Origin of the sequence: Bradyrhizobium nitroreducens (assembly GCF_002776695.1) — a bacterium.
GTDB lineage: Bacteria > Pseudomonadota > Alphaproteobacteria > Rhizobiales > Xanthobacteraceae > Bradyrhizobium > Bradyrhizobium nitroreducens.
In genome coordinates this window covers 4391981-4406414 of record NZ_LFJC01000003.1, presented here as the reverse complement: position 1 = coordinate 4406414, position 14434 = coordinate 4391981, and the positions used below count along the sequence as shown (strand labels likewise).

Genomic DNA, 14434 nt, shown 5'->3' with positions numbered 1-14434 from the left:
TCAATTCGCTCCGCGAGGTGATCCGCAAGACACCCGCCGAGCCTCACACAGTAAGCGTTCAGTATCGAGTCGAAGTAGCAGGCCTGCGAGACGCAGGCACTGAATGCGTAGGGCTGCCCGCGAATATCGAAACCATAACAACGGTTCGCGGGAAGGAATGTCGTCAAACAGCACGTTGCCGAGCCGGCGCATCACAGTAACCAACCGGCCGCAACAAGTGCGAAACAGGGGCGAAAGACTGATGTATATTATCGTTGATGATCGCGAGAGCGTCGCGAACAGCTACGTCGGAGGGCTCGTTCGCGAAGGCGTATCCTCGATCGGATTCTCCTCCGGGGAATTCTGGGACTGGCTGCAATCCGCCAGCGAGTCGGATCTGGCGGCGGTCGACGCCTTCCTCCTCGGGGATTGCGATGCCCGCGGAAGCCTGCCGCGGGCCATGCGCAAGCGCTCCTCGGCTCCCATCATCGCCATGAGCGGCCAGAAGATGCTCAAGAACACGCTCGAGCTGTTCGAGTCGGGCGTCGACGACGTCGTGTACGTGCCGATCCACCTCCGCGAAATCCTCGCCCGAACGGCCGCGATCGCGCGCCGCCGGGTGGGCGAGCTGCCGAGGCCTTGCGAGAACAGGATCCAGGTCTTCTTCAACGGCCGGGACCCCGAGATCGCGGGTCATGCCCTCACCCTGCCCCGCCGCGAACTGCGCATTCTCGAATATATGGTCAGCAATCACGGCAAGTGGATCACCAAGACGCAGATCTTCAACGCAGTCTACGGCATCTTCGAGTCCACGTTCGACGAAAGCGTGATCGAGAGCCACGTCAGCAAGCTGCGCAAGAAGCTCCGCGACCGCCTCGGCTTCGACGCGATCGTGGCCCGGCGCTATGTCGGGTACCGCCTCGACATCCCCGCCGGGGACACAATCGACGAGCCGATGCAGGAGCTCGACGAGGTCGGCATTCTCCTGAACAGGACGCACGCCGTCCCGGCCGCTTACCCGGCCGGAAACTGAGACGGGTGAAGGCCCGGCGCAAATAGACAACGGCCTCCGCGGAGCACTTCGCGGAGGCCGTTGCACGTTTGGCGGCAGCGACGTGGGATGCGCCTGCTCGAGCCGCGGTGGAGGTGCGTTTTCCTCCTCAAGAGGGCTGGAGATCGCATGACGGCGAGCCGAGCGCACGCCTCGTCCTTCGAGACGGCGCTACGTGGCTCCTCATCCTGAGGAGCCGCGTAGCGGCGTCTCGAAGGATGGCCGCAGAATAGAGCTACGGCTTCTGCTGGAATTCTTCCTTGGAAACGTAATTGAAGTCCTCGACCAGGACGTCCTGGACGATGTCAGCCTGCATCCGCTCGTTGACGCGCTGCTTGATGGCCGTCGTCAGGATGGAGAGGTCGTAACGGGCGAGCTTGCGGAAGTCGAGGCGGTCGTCGGCATAGATCCTGCGGAAGGCCTCGTCGACGACGAACGGCTCCGGTGGGACGTTGAGCTGGTGCATGGTCCGCGCCTCCACGGTGTAGACGAATCGCGCCACGATATAGCCCTGCACGTTGCCGTTCTCGACCATGGGCACGCTCAGCGCCCGCGTCTTCTGGTATTGCAGCCCGTCGAGATATTCGTCTTTTGCCGGCAGAAGGCTGCCATTCTCCTTCCAATAGGCCACCCCATAGCTCGTGCCCGCGGTGAGGATGCATACCCAGAGCCCGGCCAGCACCAGTCTGATCATTTTCCGTCCTGCGCTGCGCGACCGGTATAGGTGCCGTCCGACTCGGCCTCCTTGATCGCCTTGACGATGATGCCGGCGACCTCGCGCACCGCGTCATAGTGCATTTCGAGGACCGAGCGATTGCGCTCGAGCTTCTCGCGCAGCCGCTGAATCTGCTCGGTGACCTCGACTTCGCCACCGAGATGCATCCGTGCCCGCATCAGGCGGACGAATTCGAGCATGCTCCGGCTCTTGCGCGCGCTGAAATCGTCGAAGTCGATCTTCTGCCCCGTGGTGAGCGCGACCGTCTCCTCCTCGACGATGCTCTCGAGGCGGCGGATTGCGGCCAGGAGGCCGCGCACCTCGTCCGATCTCGCCGCGTCCGCGCCGTCGACCACGGCCCCGGTGCCCACGATCGGCAGCAGCACGGGCAACAGCGCATCGTCTGCCGCCGCTTCCGTCATCATCGATTCGGTGTCCGTGACCGGCTGCTCGATCACGATGGCCGCTGCGCCTTCTTGTACCTGCATAGGAAATTCACCCCTCAACGTCTGTCACCCATTCCTCGGATCGTCATCCGGCCTTGCCTGCAGCGTTCGGTGCCGGCGGATGCGCGGCGGCGAGCCGCTCCGCGATGCCGATGCCCTTGCCCTTTGCCAGCTGGCTGCCAAGCTGCTCCGCCAGCATCGACTTCCAGACGCCGCCCGCCGTGCCCTTGCCGAACACTTCCTCGGAATCCTTCGGCAGCATGGTCTCGACGAAGGTCTGGAGGATGAACGCCTCGAACTTCCGGTACACCTCGCCGGATGCCGGCGCCTTGATCACCCTCACCGGCGCTCCGTTCACCGCATCCGATTGCGCCTCGGGCAGCTTCGTCGCCGATGGCTCGGCGGCCGCCGCGGCCTTGCCGACCTCCGCCTCCATCGTGGCGGCGAAATCGGCGCCCGCGGATTTCAGCGCATCGAGCTTCGCGGTCGCCGCGCGCTGCGTCACGGGATCGGCGGCCTCGAGGACGTCGAGAACGAGGTCGGGTGTGGCTGTCACGATCATGGCTTGTTCCGGTTGGCTGGCCGCGGCGTCCACGCGCGCACGGCGGGACTTTGTCCCGTCATCTCCTCGAGGGAGCGCTTCTCGGCGTCGCGAAGCTTCTCGGCCAGCGCCGCCTTCGCGACCTCCTCGAGCTGCTTCACGCGGCGGTTCTCCGCGCGAACCTGGTCGAGCTGCTGCGCGGCCTGCGCCTGAACCGCGCGCGCGTCGACGCTCGTCCTGTTCAAGCGCCGCGCGATCGATTCGCTCGACGAGCCGGCCGGCGGCGTGCCGTCGTTCAAGGCGCCTACCAGCCATTCCTGCTCGTCCTGCAGGCCTCTCTCCTGCTGCCGCAGCTGCGCGAGCCGCCATTCGGACAGCCGGAGCTGGAGCTTCACGAGCGAGACCATCCGGCCGAGCTTGTCCGCGCGCGAGGTCATGCCGGTCACTCCGCCAGCCAGGACGAGACGCCGAGCATGAATTGCGTCAGCAGCTCGTCGCTGGTGAGGTAGAGCAGCAGGAAGCCGCCGAACAGCACGAACGGCACGGAGATGAAATAAACCGGAATGGCCGGCGTCAGCTTGTTGATCAGGCCGACCGCCAGATTGACGATCACCGAATAGACGATGAAGGGGCTGGTGATCCTCAGCGTCAGCACGAACGCCTCCGACAGGCGGCCGACGAGCTGGTCGAGCGCCATGCCGCCGCCGATCCTGCTGCCGGGCTGCCAGACGTCGTAGGAGTTCATCAGGCCGCGCAGCACCTGCCAATGCTGGTCGGTCATGAAGAACAGCGTGGTGACGGATACCATGATCAACGGCACCAGGGCCGGCGCCGGATCGCTGTCGGCGACCGGCGTGCCCGGGATGTTGCTGAGGCCGATCGCGCTCGCCATCACGGTCGCCATGGTCTGGAGCGCGAGGAAGAACACGCGGCCGCCGAGCCCGATGACGCTGCCGACCAGAAGCTCGGAGCAGATCAGGAGCGCCAGCGTCAGCGGGGCTGCGTTGTCCGTGAGAGGTTTCAGGACCGCGATCAGGATCGGCGCCAGCGCGAACGTCGTGACCAGCGCCACGAACAGGCGGACCTGCGCCGGAACGTTGACGCTGGAATAGCCGGGCACCAGCATCAGGCAGGCGCCGATGCGGCAGAACACGATGAACGTCACCAGCACGCTGTCGGCAAGGCCGCTGATCACGAGATGGCTCCGAGTGCCCTGATCTCGGCGCTGCGCGCGACCTCGACATGCGACAGGACCGGCAATGTCGGGAACACCCGTTCCAGGATCATCCGGACATAGGGACGCGCTTCCGGCGTCACCGCCAGCACCACGCTGGTGCCGTTCTCCGTGAACTTGCGGATCGCGGCGGAGGCTTCGGTGGCGAACTGCTCGATCAGGCGCGGATCGGCGTCGAACTCGACGACGTCGCCCTTGGCGTCGCGCTTCAGGCTCTGGTGGAACGCGAGGTCCCAGCGGTTGCCGAGCCTGATGACGTTGAGCACGCCGTTGTCGGAAAGGTCGCCGCAGATCTGCTGGGCAAGCCGCGTCCGCACGTGCTCTGCGACCTGCTCGGAGCGCCGCACATGGGGCGCGATCTCGGCGATCGCCTCCAGGATGAGGTGAAGGTTGCGAATGGAGACCCGCTCGGCCAGCAGGATCTTCAGGATCGCCAGCAGGCCCGAATAGGAAATCTGTGACGGGCAGAGATCCTCGACCAGGCGCTTGTACTCGGGATCTAGCCGGTCGAGCAGCGCGCGCATGTCCTTGTAGGACAGCAGCTGGGAGAGGTTCGCCCTGATCACTTCGCTCAGATGCGTGAGCAGCACCGACAGATTGTCGACCGGCTTGCAACCCTGCCGCTTGACCTCGTCGGTGAAGGCTTCCGTCACCCACAGCGCCTTCATGCCGAAAGCGGGCTCGATCACCTCCTCGCCGGGCACGTCGGGCTTGCCGTCCTTGTCGACCAGCACGAGCACCTCGCCGAGCCTGAGCTCGCCATGGGCGACGCGGGTGTCGTGGATCCGGATCTGGTAGCCCTTGGGGTCGATCGACAGATTGTCGGAGAGCTTGATCTCGGGAATGACGAAGCCGTACTGCTTGGCGAACTTCTTGCGGATCTTGGCGACGCGGTGGGCGAGCTCGGTGCGCGAGCCCAGCAGATGAACCGACAGGTGGCCGCCGAGCGCCAGCTCGATCTCCGCGGTCTTGAGCTGCTCCTTGACGGATTCCTTGGCCTCGGCCTGGGCGCGTTCGTCGGCCTTGAGGGCCGCCTCTTTGCGGTCCTGCGCCGCCTGCCGCCTCGGCAGCGAGTAGCCGACGAAGGCCATGACGCCACCCAGCGCGAAGAACGGCGCCAACGGCAGCCCCGGCATCAAGGCGAGCACGAACATCATCAGCGCGGCGGCCGACACCGCGCGCGGATAACCGCTGAGCTGGCGCAGCACGGCCTGCTCTGCCGACCCCCTGGTGCCGCCCTTGGAGACCAGCAGGCCCGCCGACAGCGACACGATCAGCGCCGGCATCTGCGACACCAGACCGTCGCCGACGGAGAGCTTTGTGTAGACGTCGGCGGCGCGCGACAGTGTCAGCCCGTGATGGGTGACGCCGATGATGATGCCGCCGAAAATGTTGATCGCGGTGATGATGAGGCCGGCGATGGCGTCGCCGCGGACGAATTTCGAGGCACCGTCCATGGCACCGAAGAACGCGCTCTCCTCTTCGAGCTCGCGGCGCCGGCGCTGGGCTTCCTTGTCGTCGATCAGGCCCGCCGACAGATCGGCGTCGATCGCCATCTGCTTGCCGGGAATGGCGTCGAGGGTGAATCGGGCGCCGACTTCGGCGATACGCGTCGCACCCTTGGTGATCACGACGAAGTTCACCGTGACCAGGATGGCGAAGATGATCAGGCCGATGACGAAGTCGCCGCCCATGACGAACTTGGAGAAGCCGGCGACGACGTGGCCGGCAGCCTGCTCGCCCTCGCCACCGCGCGACAGGATCAGACGGGTGGTCGCGACGTTCAGCGCCAGGCGCAGGATCGTCGCGATCAGCAGCACGGTCGGGAAGGCAGAGAAGTCGAGCGGCCGCTGGATCCACAGCGCGACCATCAGGATCAGCGCCGACAGCGCGATCGAGAACGCGAGGCCAAGGTCGATCAGGATCGGCGGGATCGGCAGGAACAGGATCGTGAGCATGGCCACGATGCCGCCGGCAAAGAAGGCGTCGGCCCCCAATCGTCGGGGAGTCGGCAGGCTAGCAGCTAACGTATCGGCCATGGGTCACCGGCAGAGGGGTCCGCCCCCAATCTGCCGTGCAAAGCTTACGCGGGGATGGTGGCGGATCGCCGTCCGGATCAGAAGCCGTGCTCGATCCGCGAATAGACCATCTCGGTGAAGGTGGAGAGATGCGCGCCGATGAAGGAGCCGGAGACGGCAACGACGAGCAGGATGACGATGATCTTCGGAACGAAGGTCAGCGTCACCTCCTGGATCTGGGTCAGGGCCTGGATCAGCGCGATCAGGGTGCCGACCAGCATCGCGGCGCAGACCGCAGGCCCGGAGGCGACGATGATGGTCCAGATCGCCGCCTGGACGATGTCGAGAGCGTCCCGCTCGTTCATGACTGGCTGATCGTGAGGCCGGGTCCGACGGCAACCTTGGTGCCGTCCTGGAGGGTCGCGATGGAGCCGTCGCTGTTGATGGCGACCGAGACGACCTTGCCGCTGAAGCTGGCGCCGGTGGAATCGGTGAAGCTGACGGTCTTGCCAATCAGGCTGTTGGCCTGGGACAAGGACTGCGACGACAGCAGCGCGTCGAGCTTCGAATTGGTCTGCATCGCCTGCTCGACCGTCGAGAGCTGGGCGAACTGGCTCATATATTGCGAGGTGTCCATCGGATTGGTCGGATCCTGGTTCTTCATCTCGGCGATGAGGAGCTGAAGAAACGTATTGTAGTCGACGCCGCTGCCCGACGTCGTCGTGGTCGTGTTGGTCGTATTGGACTTGCCGGTCGTATCGGTCGCGCTGGTGACGTTCATGTGTCTCTCCGCTGTCAGGCAGCCTCGACGGGGGAAATGGGGGTCGCGCCGGCCAGGATGGCCTGCTCCACCGGGAACAGGGCTCGGATCCGCTTGAGCGCCTCGAAGTAACGTGTCGCCTGGACCAGCTCGTCGACCGCGCCGAGCCCCTCCAGCATCTCGCGGCTCTCGCACACGGCACACAGGGCCGCGTAATGCTGCGTGTAGAGCGCCGCGGCGTCGCGGATGTCGGTCGGGTTCATCAGCATGAGCTGGACGATGAAATAGAGCTGCCGCAGCGCCGTGGTGGCGTCGGAGGCCTGCATGACCTGCCCTTCCAGCAGGAACATCACGTCGTTGACGAGCTCGACGGAGACCTTGCGGTCCACGCGCAGCACCGCGCCGTTGATGTAGATCCGTTCGCCGGCCCGCAAGGAGACTTTCATCAAAGAGCGTCTCGGATCAGGCGGTTGATTTCGATGAGCTGCATCACGTCGTTCGATCTCTCCTCGCGAAGGCGATCGGCTTCCTTGACGACCCACAGGCCGATCGAGATGATGTCGGCGCGCAGCTTTTCCGGCAGCCCGTTTTCAGGATGCGAGAGATCCTCGATGAAGATCGTCCACAGCCGCCGCACATAGAGCAGGCTCTCGACCAGATCCTCGAGGCTGAAGCGCCCTCTCTGGAGGCGCTCGAGCCGGTCGATGCCGAGACTGAGCGCCTGCCGCTCGCGCCCCCGCGCCTCGTAGCCACTCTCGTCGACGACCGCTTCATAGGCTTCAAACGTCATCAGAACCACTCTGCGCAGGAGACTGAATAACAGGACAAAATTTACGAGCCCCGACTCTAGAGATAGTTGATGAGGCTGATCTGCTGGAGCTGCGAGGTCAGCGCGAGCGCCGTCTTGATCTGGGTCTGCAAGGTGTTGACCCGGACCGAGGCCTCGGTCGGGTCGACCGCCTCCAGTTTGACGATCTGGTTGTTGAGAATGTCCTTCTGGATCTTCAGCTTCTCGGATGCGCCGGTGAGCCGTTGCTGGATCGAGCCGACGGTACCGCCGAGCACGGCGAGATCGTTGATCGCGCCGCTGACGAGACCGATGGCCTTGTCGACGACGACCTGGAACGTGTCCTTGCTCAGGCTGGTGTTGCCGAGGTCGGTGAGCATGGTGTAGGCCTCGGCCAGCTTACGGAAGCCGGGCTGGTTGGCGCTGACGGAGCTGTCGACGACCTCGGTCGTGGAGATGCGGCTCGACAGCGTCTGATCCGTTGCCGTCGACCAGTTGGTGTTCCAGGCGGGGCTTGCGAACTCCGGATCGAGATTGTTGTCGAGGAAGTTCTGCATCTGCGCCGGCGTGATCGTGCTCACGCCCGCCGCGGACTGCGAGAAGCCGAACGTCGCCAGGAAGTCTGCGTCGACCTGGTTCTTGCTGGTCGATCCGGCGGTGTAGTTCGCGACCGGCACGGTCTGCGTATTGATGCCGCCGAACAGATACGAGCCGTTGTAGGAGACGTTGAGCGCACCGATCAGGTCCTGAAGGTTCGCGGACGCGCTCGGCAGGATGATCTTCGCGCCGCTGTCGGCGTCGCGGGCCGCGATCAGGTTCTTGAGGAATTCCGAGGCGGTCGTGCCGAGCTGAGTGATCCGGTTCTGCGTCACGTCGAGGCGCCCCGACACCAGCTCGTTGGTGTCGACGAGCTGGTCGGCGAAGTTGAAATCGGCCCGCAGCGCCACGTCGCGGCCCGTTCCCGTGCCAAGCTCCAGGCCGACATCGGCGAAGCGGCCGGTGGTCGCCTCCTTCGAGGCCTTGGTCAGCGCGCTCTGGTTGTTCGTGATCGACGACCTCAACGACGACGACAGCATCAAGGTCGAGATGTAGTTCGCGCTCATCATGACTTAATTCCCCACGGCAGCCAGCAGGCTCTGCAACATCTGGTCGACGGTCGAAATGATCTTCGACGAGGCCGAATAGGTGCGCTCGACCTGGAGCATCAACGACATCTCGTCGTCCATGTTGACGCCGGCGACGTTGGACAGCGCCGCGGTGCTGCGGTCGAGCAGCGTGTTCTGGTACTGCACGTTGGCGTCCGCGGTCTTGCGATGGCTTTCGATCCAGCTCGCCGATGACGAGGCGAACTCGATCACGCTGCCGCTCGGCTTGCCTTGCGCCGTGACGTCGAACGGCTGCGGCGCGTTCATGTTGTCGATCAGCTGCTGGAGACGCGTCGAGAAGCCGGCGTTGCCGGTCGTGTTGTAATTGTAGGCGGAGTTGCCGCTGATGGCACCGTCGCGCAGCAGATTGGGATTGCCGCCCGCGGCCGGATCGACCGACGCGGCGACCGAGATCGTACCGGCGAGGCCGACCGAGATCGTGGCGCTCGCGGGCATCGCGGGCGCTCCGGGATAGGTGAAGAGGCCGGGCACGTCGGGCAGCGCGGCGCCGGACTGATCGACTTCCTTGAAGGCGTCGATCAGGCCGCGCGCGACTTCGTCGAGCTGGCTCTGATACGTCACCGTGTCCTGGTCGCGCAGCTGGGCAAGGCCGGCGAGTTTGCCGGATTTGAGCGGCATGACGGAATTGGCACCGGTCACGGGCACGCCGTCGATGAAGACGGCATTGCCGGTGGTGCCGGCCGTGTAGGCGTTGGTCGGCGCGAAGCTCACCGTCCGCGCCGTCTTGTCGAACAGCACGACACCGCTGTCGGTATAGAGCGCCGCATCCCCATTGGGACGCAGCGACATGGTGACGCCGAGCTCCTGCGACAGCTTCGAGACGATGCTGTCGCGCTGGTCGAGATAGTCGGTGACGTCGTCGCCGGTGATCGTGCCCTTCACGATCGCGGTGTTGACGGTCTGGAACTGGGTGAGCAGCTGGTTGATGTTGCTGACCGACGTCGCCATGTCGGCGTCCGCCTGCTCGCGGACCGACTGCACGGTCTTGGTGGCCTGGTTGAGCGCGGTCACCATGTCCTTGGCGGACGTCACGGCGGATTGTGCCAAGGTCGCATTGTCGGTGGAGTTGGCGTATTGCTGCAGCGCCTGCTTCAGCTTGTTGAGCTGGGCGGTGGGCGATTGCTCGAGCTCGGGATCATCCACCGTCGATGCCGCGATCTTCTGCAGACCGTCATAGATCACGCTCTGCTTGGCGGACGAGGACGTCGCGATCAGGACGTTGGTATAGAGGCCGGACGAGGCGGCGCGCTGGATCGCGGCGACATAGACGCCTGCGCCGGGAAAATTGTCCAGCATGGTGAGCTTGCGCGAATAGCCGGGGGCACTTGCCCCGGCGATGTTGCGCGAGATCGTCGCCGACTGGATGCCCGACGCCATGAGCGAGGAGCGGGCGGAGTTGAGGGCGCCGGTGATGGACATGAAGTGCTCTTACCCGAGACGAGCGCTGAGGAATTCAGCGCTTCAGGTTGACGACGACGTCCAGCAGGTCGGCACCGGTCTGGAACGATTTCGAGTTGGCGGTGAAGCCGCGCTGGGCCTCGATCATCGAGGTCAGCTCGTCCGCGAGATCGACGTTGGAATCTTCCAATGCACCGGATTTCACGGTGCCGAGACCGCCCTGGCCGGCGAGGCCGACCTGGACGTTTCCCGACTCCAGATTGGGCGAATAGACGTTTCCGACCTCGGGCGTCAGGTGGTCCGGGCTCGGCACGGTGGCGAGCGCGATCTGGAAGCTCGGCAGCGTGGTGCCGTTCTTGAGCACGGCGGTGACGATGCCCTTGTCGTCGATGTTCACCTTCTCGACCGCGGACGGAGCGTTGCCGTCGACGGTCGCCTTGAAGTCGAAGGCGGCAGCGACCTGGGTCATGGCCGACATATCGATGTTGAAGGCGGCCGAGCCGCCGGGGATCGCGACCGAGAGCGACGTCGGGCTCGCCGCGGCGAGCTTACCCTTGCCGGTCGCGGTGACGTCGAAGGTAAACGTGGTTGCGGGGCCGGCCGTCGTCAGCGCGGTTGCGCCGTTATAGACCTGGATGTCCCAGGTGTTGGCGCCCGTCTTGGCGGCGTAGACGTCGAGCGTCACGGCATTGCCGATATTGTCGTAGGTCACCATCGACGTCTTCGAGGTGTAGTTGGCGGGCCCCGCCGGGGCTGCGATCGCGGTTGCGCTCGGATCGAGGTTGGCGGCGACGGTCGCCTTGGTGGACGGCGCAGCCTGCAGCGCCATCTGGTTGACGTTGATGACCTGCAGGCCGCCGAAGCCGTTGGCGGCGACGGTGGGGACGGCGCCGTTCGCGATGTTGTAGCCCATCAGCTGGAAGCCGGCGGTGTTGACGAGGTTGCCGGTATTGTCGGGCACGAACGCGCCAGCGCGGGTCAGGAAGTTGTTTCCGTTCGCGTCCTGCACCACGAAGAAGCCATTGCCCTGGACCGCGAGATCCGTCGTCGACGTCGTGAAGTGATAGTTGCCGGGATCGGAGATGGCGTAGCGGACCGTGGTCTCGACCGCGCCGGAATCGTAATTGCCGGAGCCGCTCTTCAGGATCAGCGAGGAGAATTCGGTGGAAGCCCGCTTGTAGCCGGTCGTGTTGACGTTGGCGATGTTGTCCGAGACCGTCGACAGCTTGTTGGACTGCGCGTTCATCCCGGAAACGCCGGTGCGCATAACACCATACAGGCTCATGAAGGGGGCTCCTTTGGTAGGTTGCAGCTACAATGCGGGTTCTTGCTTGCGCGGGGCTGATGATTGGGGACGATGCACAACTTGTCGTCGCGCCATCGGTCGTTGCTTCAGTTCGTCACGTCACGTCGCCTTCGGCTGACAGAACGAGCGCGCCTTGTCGGTCCACGCGCCGAAGCCGCTGGAGACGAGATGCGCGACGATGTGGCAGACGTAGCGCTTCTGCGCCGGCTGGTTGTTGGGGCCGGCATTGTAGCGCGCGACCGCCATGGTCCAGCTGCCCTCGCGCTGCTTCAGCTCCTTCAGGAACCGCGCGGCATAGTCGACGTTCCTGGCGGGATCGAACATCGCCCGCACCGAATTGAACTTGTCGCCGTGGAAATAGTGGTTGATCTGCATGCAGCCGAGATCGATCAGCTTGATCCCCTTGCCGCGTATCGCCTCGAAATTCGCCATCGCGTCGTCGAGGTCCTTGGCGAACACGGTCTGGCCGTCGGCCCCGAGCGCGTAAGGATGCAGCGCGCCGCGCCGGCCGGTCTCGGTGAGGCCGACCGCGTAGAGAATGCCGAGCGGAATCCCGTGCTGCTGGGCCGCGCGCGCCATCTCGCGCTCGCAGGGGCGCGCGCCGTCGGTCGCCGCCGCCGCGGTGCCGGCATTACAGATAAACAGGGCCGCGGCGATTCTGCTGGCCCAATTCCTGGTCATGACGCGTCTCCTGGTTGGACTGGCGCTCCGGCCGGGCTTGCCTTGCGTTACCGTCGGATTGTCCCGACGAATTGCCGGCGCCGCTGAACGCTCCCTGCGACTGCGATGACGGCTGTTGCTGGCCCGAGAACTGCGGCTGCGACTGGCCCGAGCCGCTCTGGAATCCGTCCAGCGAGCCGTGCTGCACGGGCGCGACGTCGGCCACGTAGCCTGCCGATTGCATCAGATCGCGGATCGAATCGCGCTGCTGGTCCAGCATCTGGCTGGTGTCCTTGCGCTCGGCCGCTAGATGGATGGACACTTCGGTGCCGACGAGACGAAGGCGCACGGTGACGTTGCCGAGCGCGGGCGGCTCCAGATTGAGTGTCAGGATCTTCAGCGGCTGATCCGGCGCATTGGTCTGGGACGCCGTGAGATCCGGCGCGGCGGACGCCGCAGGGCTTGCGGACTCCTTCAGCTCGGCGACGACGGCGCTCGCGACCTGCTGCGGGGCGCTGAACTGCGCCGGAGGCAGATGGGTCTCCTGCTGGACCACCGTGACTTTGATCGGTTCTGGCAACGCCTCGCGCCCCGCGGCCCTGGCGGCGCGCTCGACATTGGCCGTGACCGCTTCGAAGCCTGCTGTCGCGGGCATCGCGCCCGACGGCTCACTGTCCTGTGCAGGCAGGGGTTGGGGCGCGGCCGCCACTTGCGAGGCCGCGCCCCGCGGCCGCGCGGCGGCCGGAGCATCATCGGGTGAAGCGGTCTCGGTCGTCGCCGCCGCCTTCGCACCCTGAACCTCGCGCTTCGTGGACGGCCCCTCCTCGCGCGCGGGCGCGTCCTTGTCGGCCGACTGCAACTGCATCTGCGGCTTCACGGCAGGGGCGGCGGCGATCTCCTGTCCGATCACCACGGCAGTATTCGACGGGGCCTGGACGTCCGGCTTGGCGGCATGATCGACGCGGCGTTGCTTCTCCGAGGGCTTGTCGGTCGTCTTGTCGGACGGCTCTTCGCTGGACTTTGCGTGCTCCGACGCTGCGACGCGCTCCGGCACCACCGCGGTTTTCGGCTTCTCCGCCTCGCCCGGGTGAGCCAGACGCGTACGCAACGTTCCGGGCTTTGCCGTCGTCTCGCTGCCGCCGTCGTTCAGAGCCTGCTTGGCAAGGTGCGAGACGGTATGGAGCAGGTCGTTGAACGAGGAGCTGGACTGAGACTTACCCCCGGCGCTCTTGGCCGAGCGCGACGTTCCCCGCATGTTGAGGCTCTCGGCAAGACCCGAGAAGAGCTGTCCGGAGGTTCCCGTGAGCTTGGTCATGGACGGCGATCCCTGGTGAAGAGTTCGAGCTCGCGGAGCTGCTTCTGCGCGCGCGCGAGCGTCGCGGTTGATGACGCCAGATCGAGGCGCGCCGGCGTTACCGGAGGCTTGTCGGTTGCAGTGGCGGATTCGCCCGGAAGCGGCTTGCGAACATCGAGCGCGAGCTGCACCGTGGCGTTGAACAGGGGCAGGTCGCGCTCTGGCAGCTTCGACCGGTCGACCGCCTTCAACTCGGCGAGGCCGCCGTCATATTCGTCGGCGAGTGCCCGCGCCGCGCCGCGGAAGAAATGCGCCCGTTCGCGGTCCGCCGAGGCATCAGCGCTGAGCGTGAGCACCCGTTCGCCGGCGAGCCGCGTCACGGCCAGGTGTCCGCGCACCATCGCGGCGCGCGCGATCACCAGATAGAGCTTGAGGCGGCTTCCCCGATCGATCTGCTCCAGCAGGGCCGCGATCCGCGCGAAGCGGCGTTCGTCGAGCGCCAGGCTTGATTGCGTCAGACCGGTGGAGAAGCGCTGCCAGAAATCGCCGGCATAGATCGAGTTGCGGTAGTGGCGGAGATAGGCCAGCGTCAGAAACTCGAACTTCTCGAAATCCTCCGCCTGCCCCACCAGCAGGATCTCGCGCCGCAGCGCCGCCTCCTCCACCAGCGTGCCGGGCAGCAGCAGGCGCGCGTCGTCCAGGCGCTCGATCGCGAGCGAGGCCTCGACACGCGCGAACAACGCACCCTGGACCAGCGCGACCTGTCCGCCGAGGCCCGAGGACAGCGTCCGCGGCTTGACGTCCTTGAGCTGCTCGCGCGCTTCCTCCTGACGGCCCTCGACATAAGCGAGCGCGCCGTTGAACAGCCGCTCGTCCACGTTCATCTTGTCGCGCGGCAGCTTGCGGACGATTTGCGGCGCCCCGCCGCTGAGCAGGTAGATGACGACGGCCTGGCTGTTCTGCGGATTGCTCCACACGGCGGGATCGGCGGCGAGAAACTTCTCGCCGATCTGCCGGATCAGCGCGATGTGGCTGCCATGCGCGGCGGTGTCGCCGCTGGCGATGCCGTCCTGCACCGC

General features: G+C 65.5%; 17 protein-coding genes. 1 reads left to right on the top strand and 16 read right to left on the bottom strand.

The annotated features are described in order from the left end of the window. Positions 1-241 precede the first annotated feature (241 nt). Positions 242-1012, top strand: coding sequence for a response regulator transcription factor (locus TSA1_RS21225; RefSeq protein ID WP_174719323.1), 771 nt, complete (start codon positions 242-244; stop codon positions 1010-1012). A gap of 253 nt (positions 1013-1265) precedes the next feature. Here the strand turns inward: TSA1_RS21225 and TSA1_RS21220 are convergent, their stop codons facing one another. From TSA1_RS21220 to TSA1_RS21145, 16 genes are all read right to left on the bottom strand, one after another. After that, entirely contained in the window at positions 1266-1724 is a 459-nt protein-coding gene (locus TSA1_RS21220; RefSeq protein ID WP_100178029.1) for a hypothetical protein, read from the bottom strand. Then, positions 1721-2233 carry a flagellar biosynthesis protein FlgN gene (locus TSA1_RS21215; protein WP_100178028.1) on the bottom strand — a complete coding sequence of 171 codons (513 nt, stop codon included), beginning with the start codon at positions 2231-2233 and terminating at the stop codon, positions 1721-1723. Before TSA1_RS21215 ends, TSA1_RS21220 begins: the two co-directional genes overlap by 4 nt. A gap of 43 nt (positions 2234-2276) precedes the next feature. Then, positions 2277-2753, bottom strand: a complete 477-nt coding sequence (locus TSA1_RS21210) for a rod-binding protein (RefSeq protein ID WP_174718999.1) — start codon at positions 2751-2753, stop codon at positions 2277-2279. After that, positions 2750-3169 (bottom strand): hypothetical protein, encoded by a 420-nt coding sequence (locus tag TSA1_RS21205; RefSeq protein ID WP_100181264.1) that lies wholly within the window; start codon positions 3167-3169, stop codon positions 2750-2752. Before TSA1_RS21205 ends, TSA1_RS21210 begins: the two co-directional genes overlap by 4 nt. A 5-nt stretch (positions 3170-3174) precedes the next feature. Next, positions 3175-3927, bottom strand: coding sequence for a flagellar biosynthesis protein FliR (gene fliR / locus TSA1_RS21200; protein ID WP_100178026.1), 753 nt, complete (start codon positions 3925-3927; stop codon positions 3175-3177). Next, on the bottom strand, positions 3924-6005 hold the full coding sequence (flhA, locus tag TSA1_RS21195) for a flagellar biosynthesis protein FlhA (RefSeq protein ID WP_100178025.1): 2082 nt from the start codon (positions 6003-6005) through the stop codon (positions 3924-3926). The genes fliR and flhA overlap by 4 nt, the downstream gene beginning before the upstream one ends. 77 nt (positions 6006-6082) lie before the next feature. Next, complete coding sequence (fliQ, locus tag TSA1_RS21190) at positions 6083-6349, bottom strand: flagellar biosynthesis protein FliQ (protein ID WP_100178024.1); 267 nt, start codon at positions 6347-6349, stop codon at positions 6083-6085. Next, positions 6346-6765, bottom strand: a complete 420-nt coding sequence (flgD, locus tag TSA1_RS21185; protein ID WP_100178023.1) for a flagellar hook assembly protein FlgD — start codon at positions 6763-6765, stop codon at positions 6346-6348. The genes fliQ and flgD overlap by 4 nt, the downstream gene beginning before the upstream one ends. Before the next feature lie 14 nt (positions 6766-6779). After that, the gene (gene flbT, locus TSA1_RS21180; protein ID WP_100178022.1) at positions 6780-7190 is read right to left on the bottom strand and encodes a flagellar biosynthesis repressor FlbT; all 411 of its coding nucleotides are present in this window, start codon (positions 7188-7190) and stop codon (positions 6780-6782) included. Continuing rightward, positions 7190-7534 carry a flagellar biosynthesis regulator FlaF gene (gene flaF, locus TSA1_RS21175; RefSeq protein ID WP_063201526.1) on the bottom strand — a complete coding sequence of 115 codons (345 nt, stop codon included), beginning with the start codon at positions 7532-7534 and terminating at the stop codon, positions 7190-7192. The genes flbT and flaF overlap by 1 nt, the downstream gene beginning before the upstream one ends. Before the next feature lie 56 nt (positions 7535-7590). Next, positions 7591-8637, bottom strand: a complete 1047-nt coding sequence (locus TSA1_RS21170; protein ID WP_100178020.1) for a flagellar hook-associated family protein — start codon at positions 8635-8637, stop codon at positions 7591-7593. Positions 8638-8640: 3 nt separating this feature from the next. Next, on the bottom strand, positions 8641-10116 hold the full coding sequence (gene flgK, locus TSA1_RS21165; RefSeq protein WP_100178019.1) for a flagellar hook-associated protein FlgK: 1476 nt from the start codon (positions 10114-10116) through the stop codon (positions 8641-8643). A gap of 34 nt (positions 10117-10150) precedes the next feature. After that, a complete protein-coding gene (locus TSA1_RS21160) occupies positions 10151-11380 on the bottom strand; it encodes a flagellar hook protein FlgE (RefSeq protein WP_100178018.1) in 1230 nt (409 codons plus the stop codon). 120 nt (positions 11381-11500) lie between these two features. Next, the gene (locus TSA1_RS21155) at positions 11501-12082 is read right to left on the bottom strand and encodes a transglycosylase SLT domain-containing protein (protein WP_100178017.1); all 582 of its coding nucleotides are present in this window, start codon (positions 12080-12082) and stop codon (positions 11501-11503) included. Then, positions 12033-13376, bottom strand: a complete 1344-nt coding sequence (gene fliK / locus TSA1_RS21150; RefSeq protein ID WP_100178016.1) for a flagellar hook-length control protein FliK — start codon at positions 13374-13376, stop codon at positions 12033-12035. The genes TSA1_RS21155 and fliK overlap by 50 nt, the downstream gene beginning before the upstream one ends. Continuing rightward, a partial coding sequence (locus tag TSA1_RS21145) for a chemotaxis protein (protein ID WP_100181263.1) occupies positions 13373-14434 on the bottom strand: 1062 nt, incomplete at its 5' end. The genes fliK and TSA1_RS21145, both read right to left, overlap by 4 nt.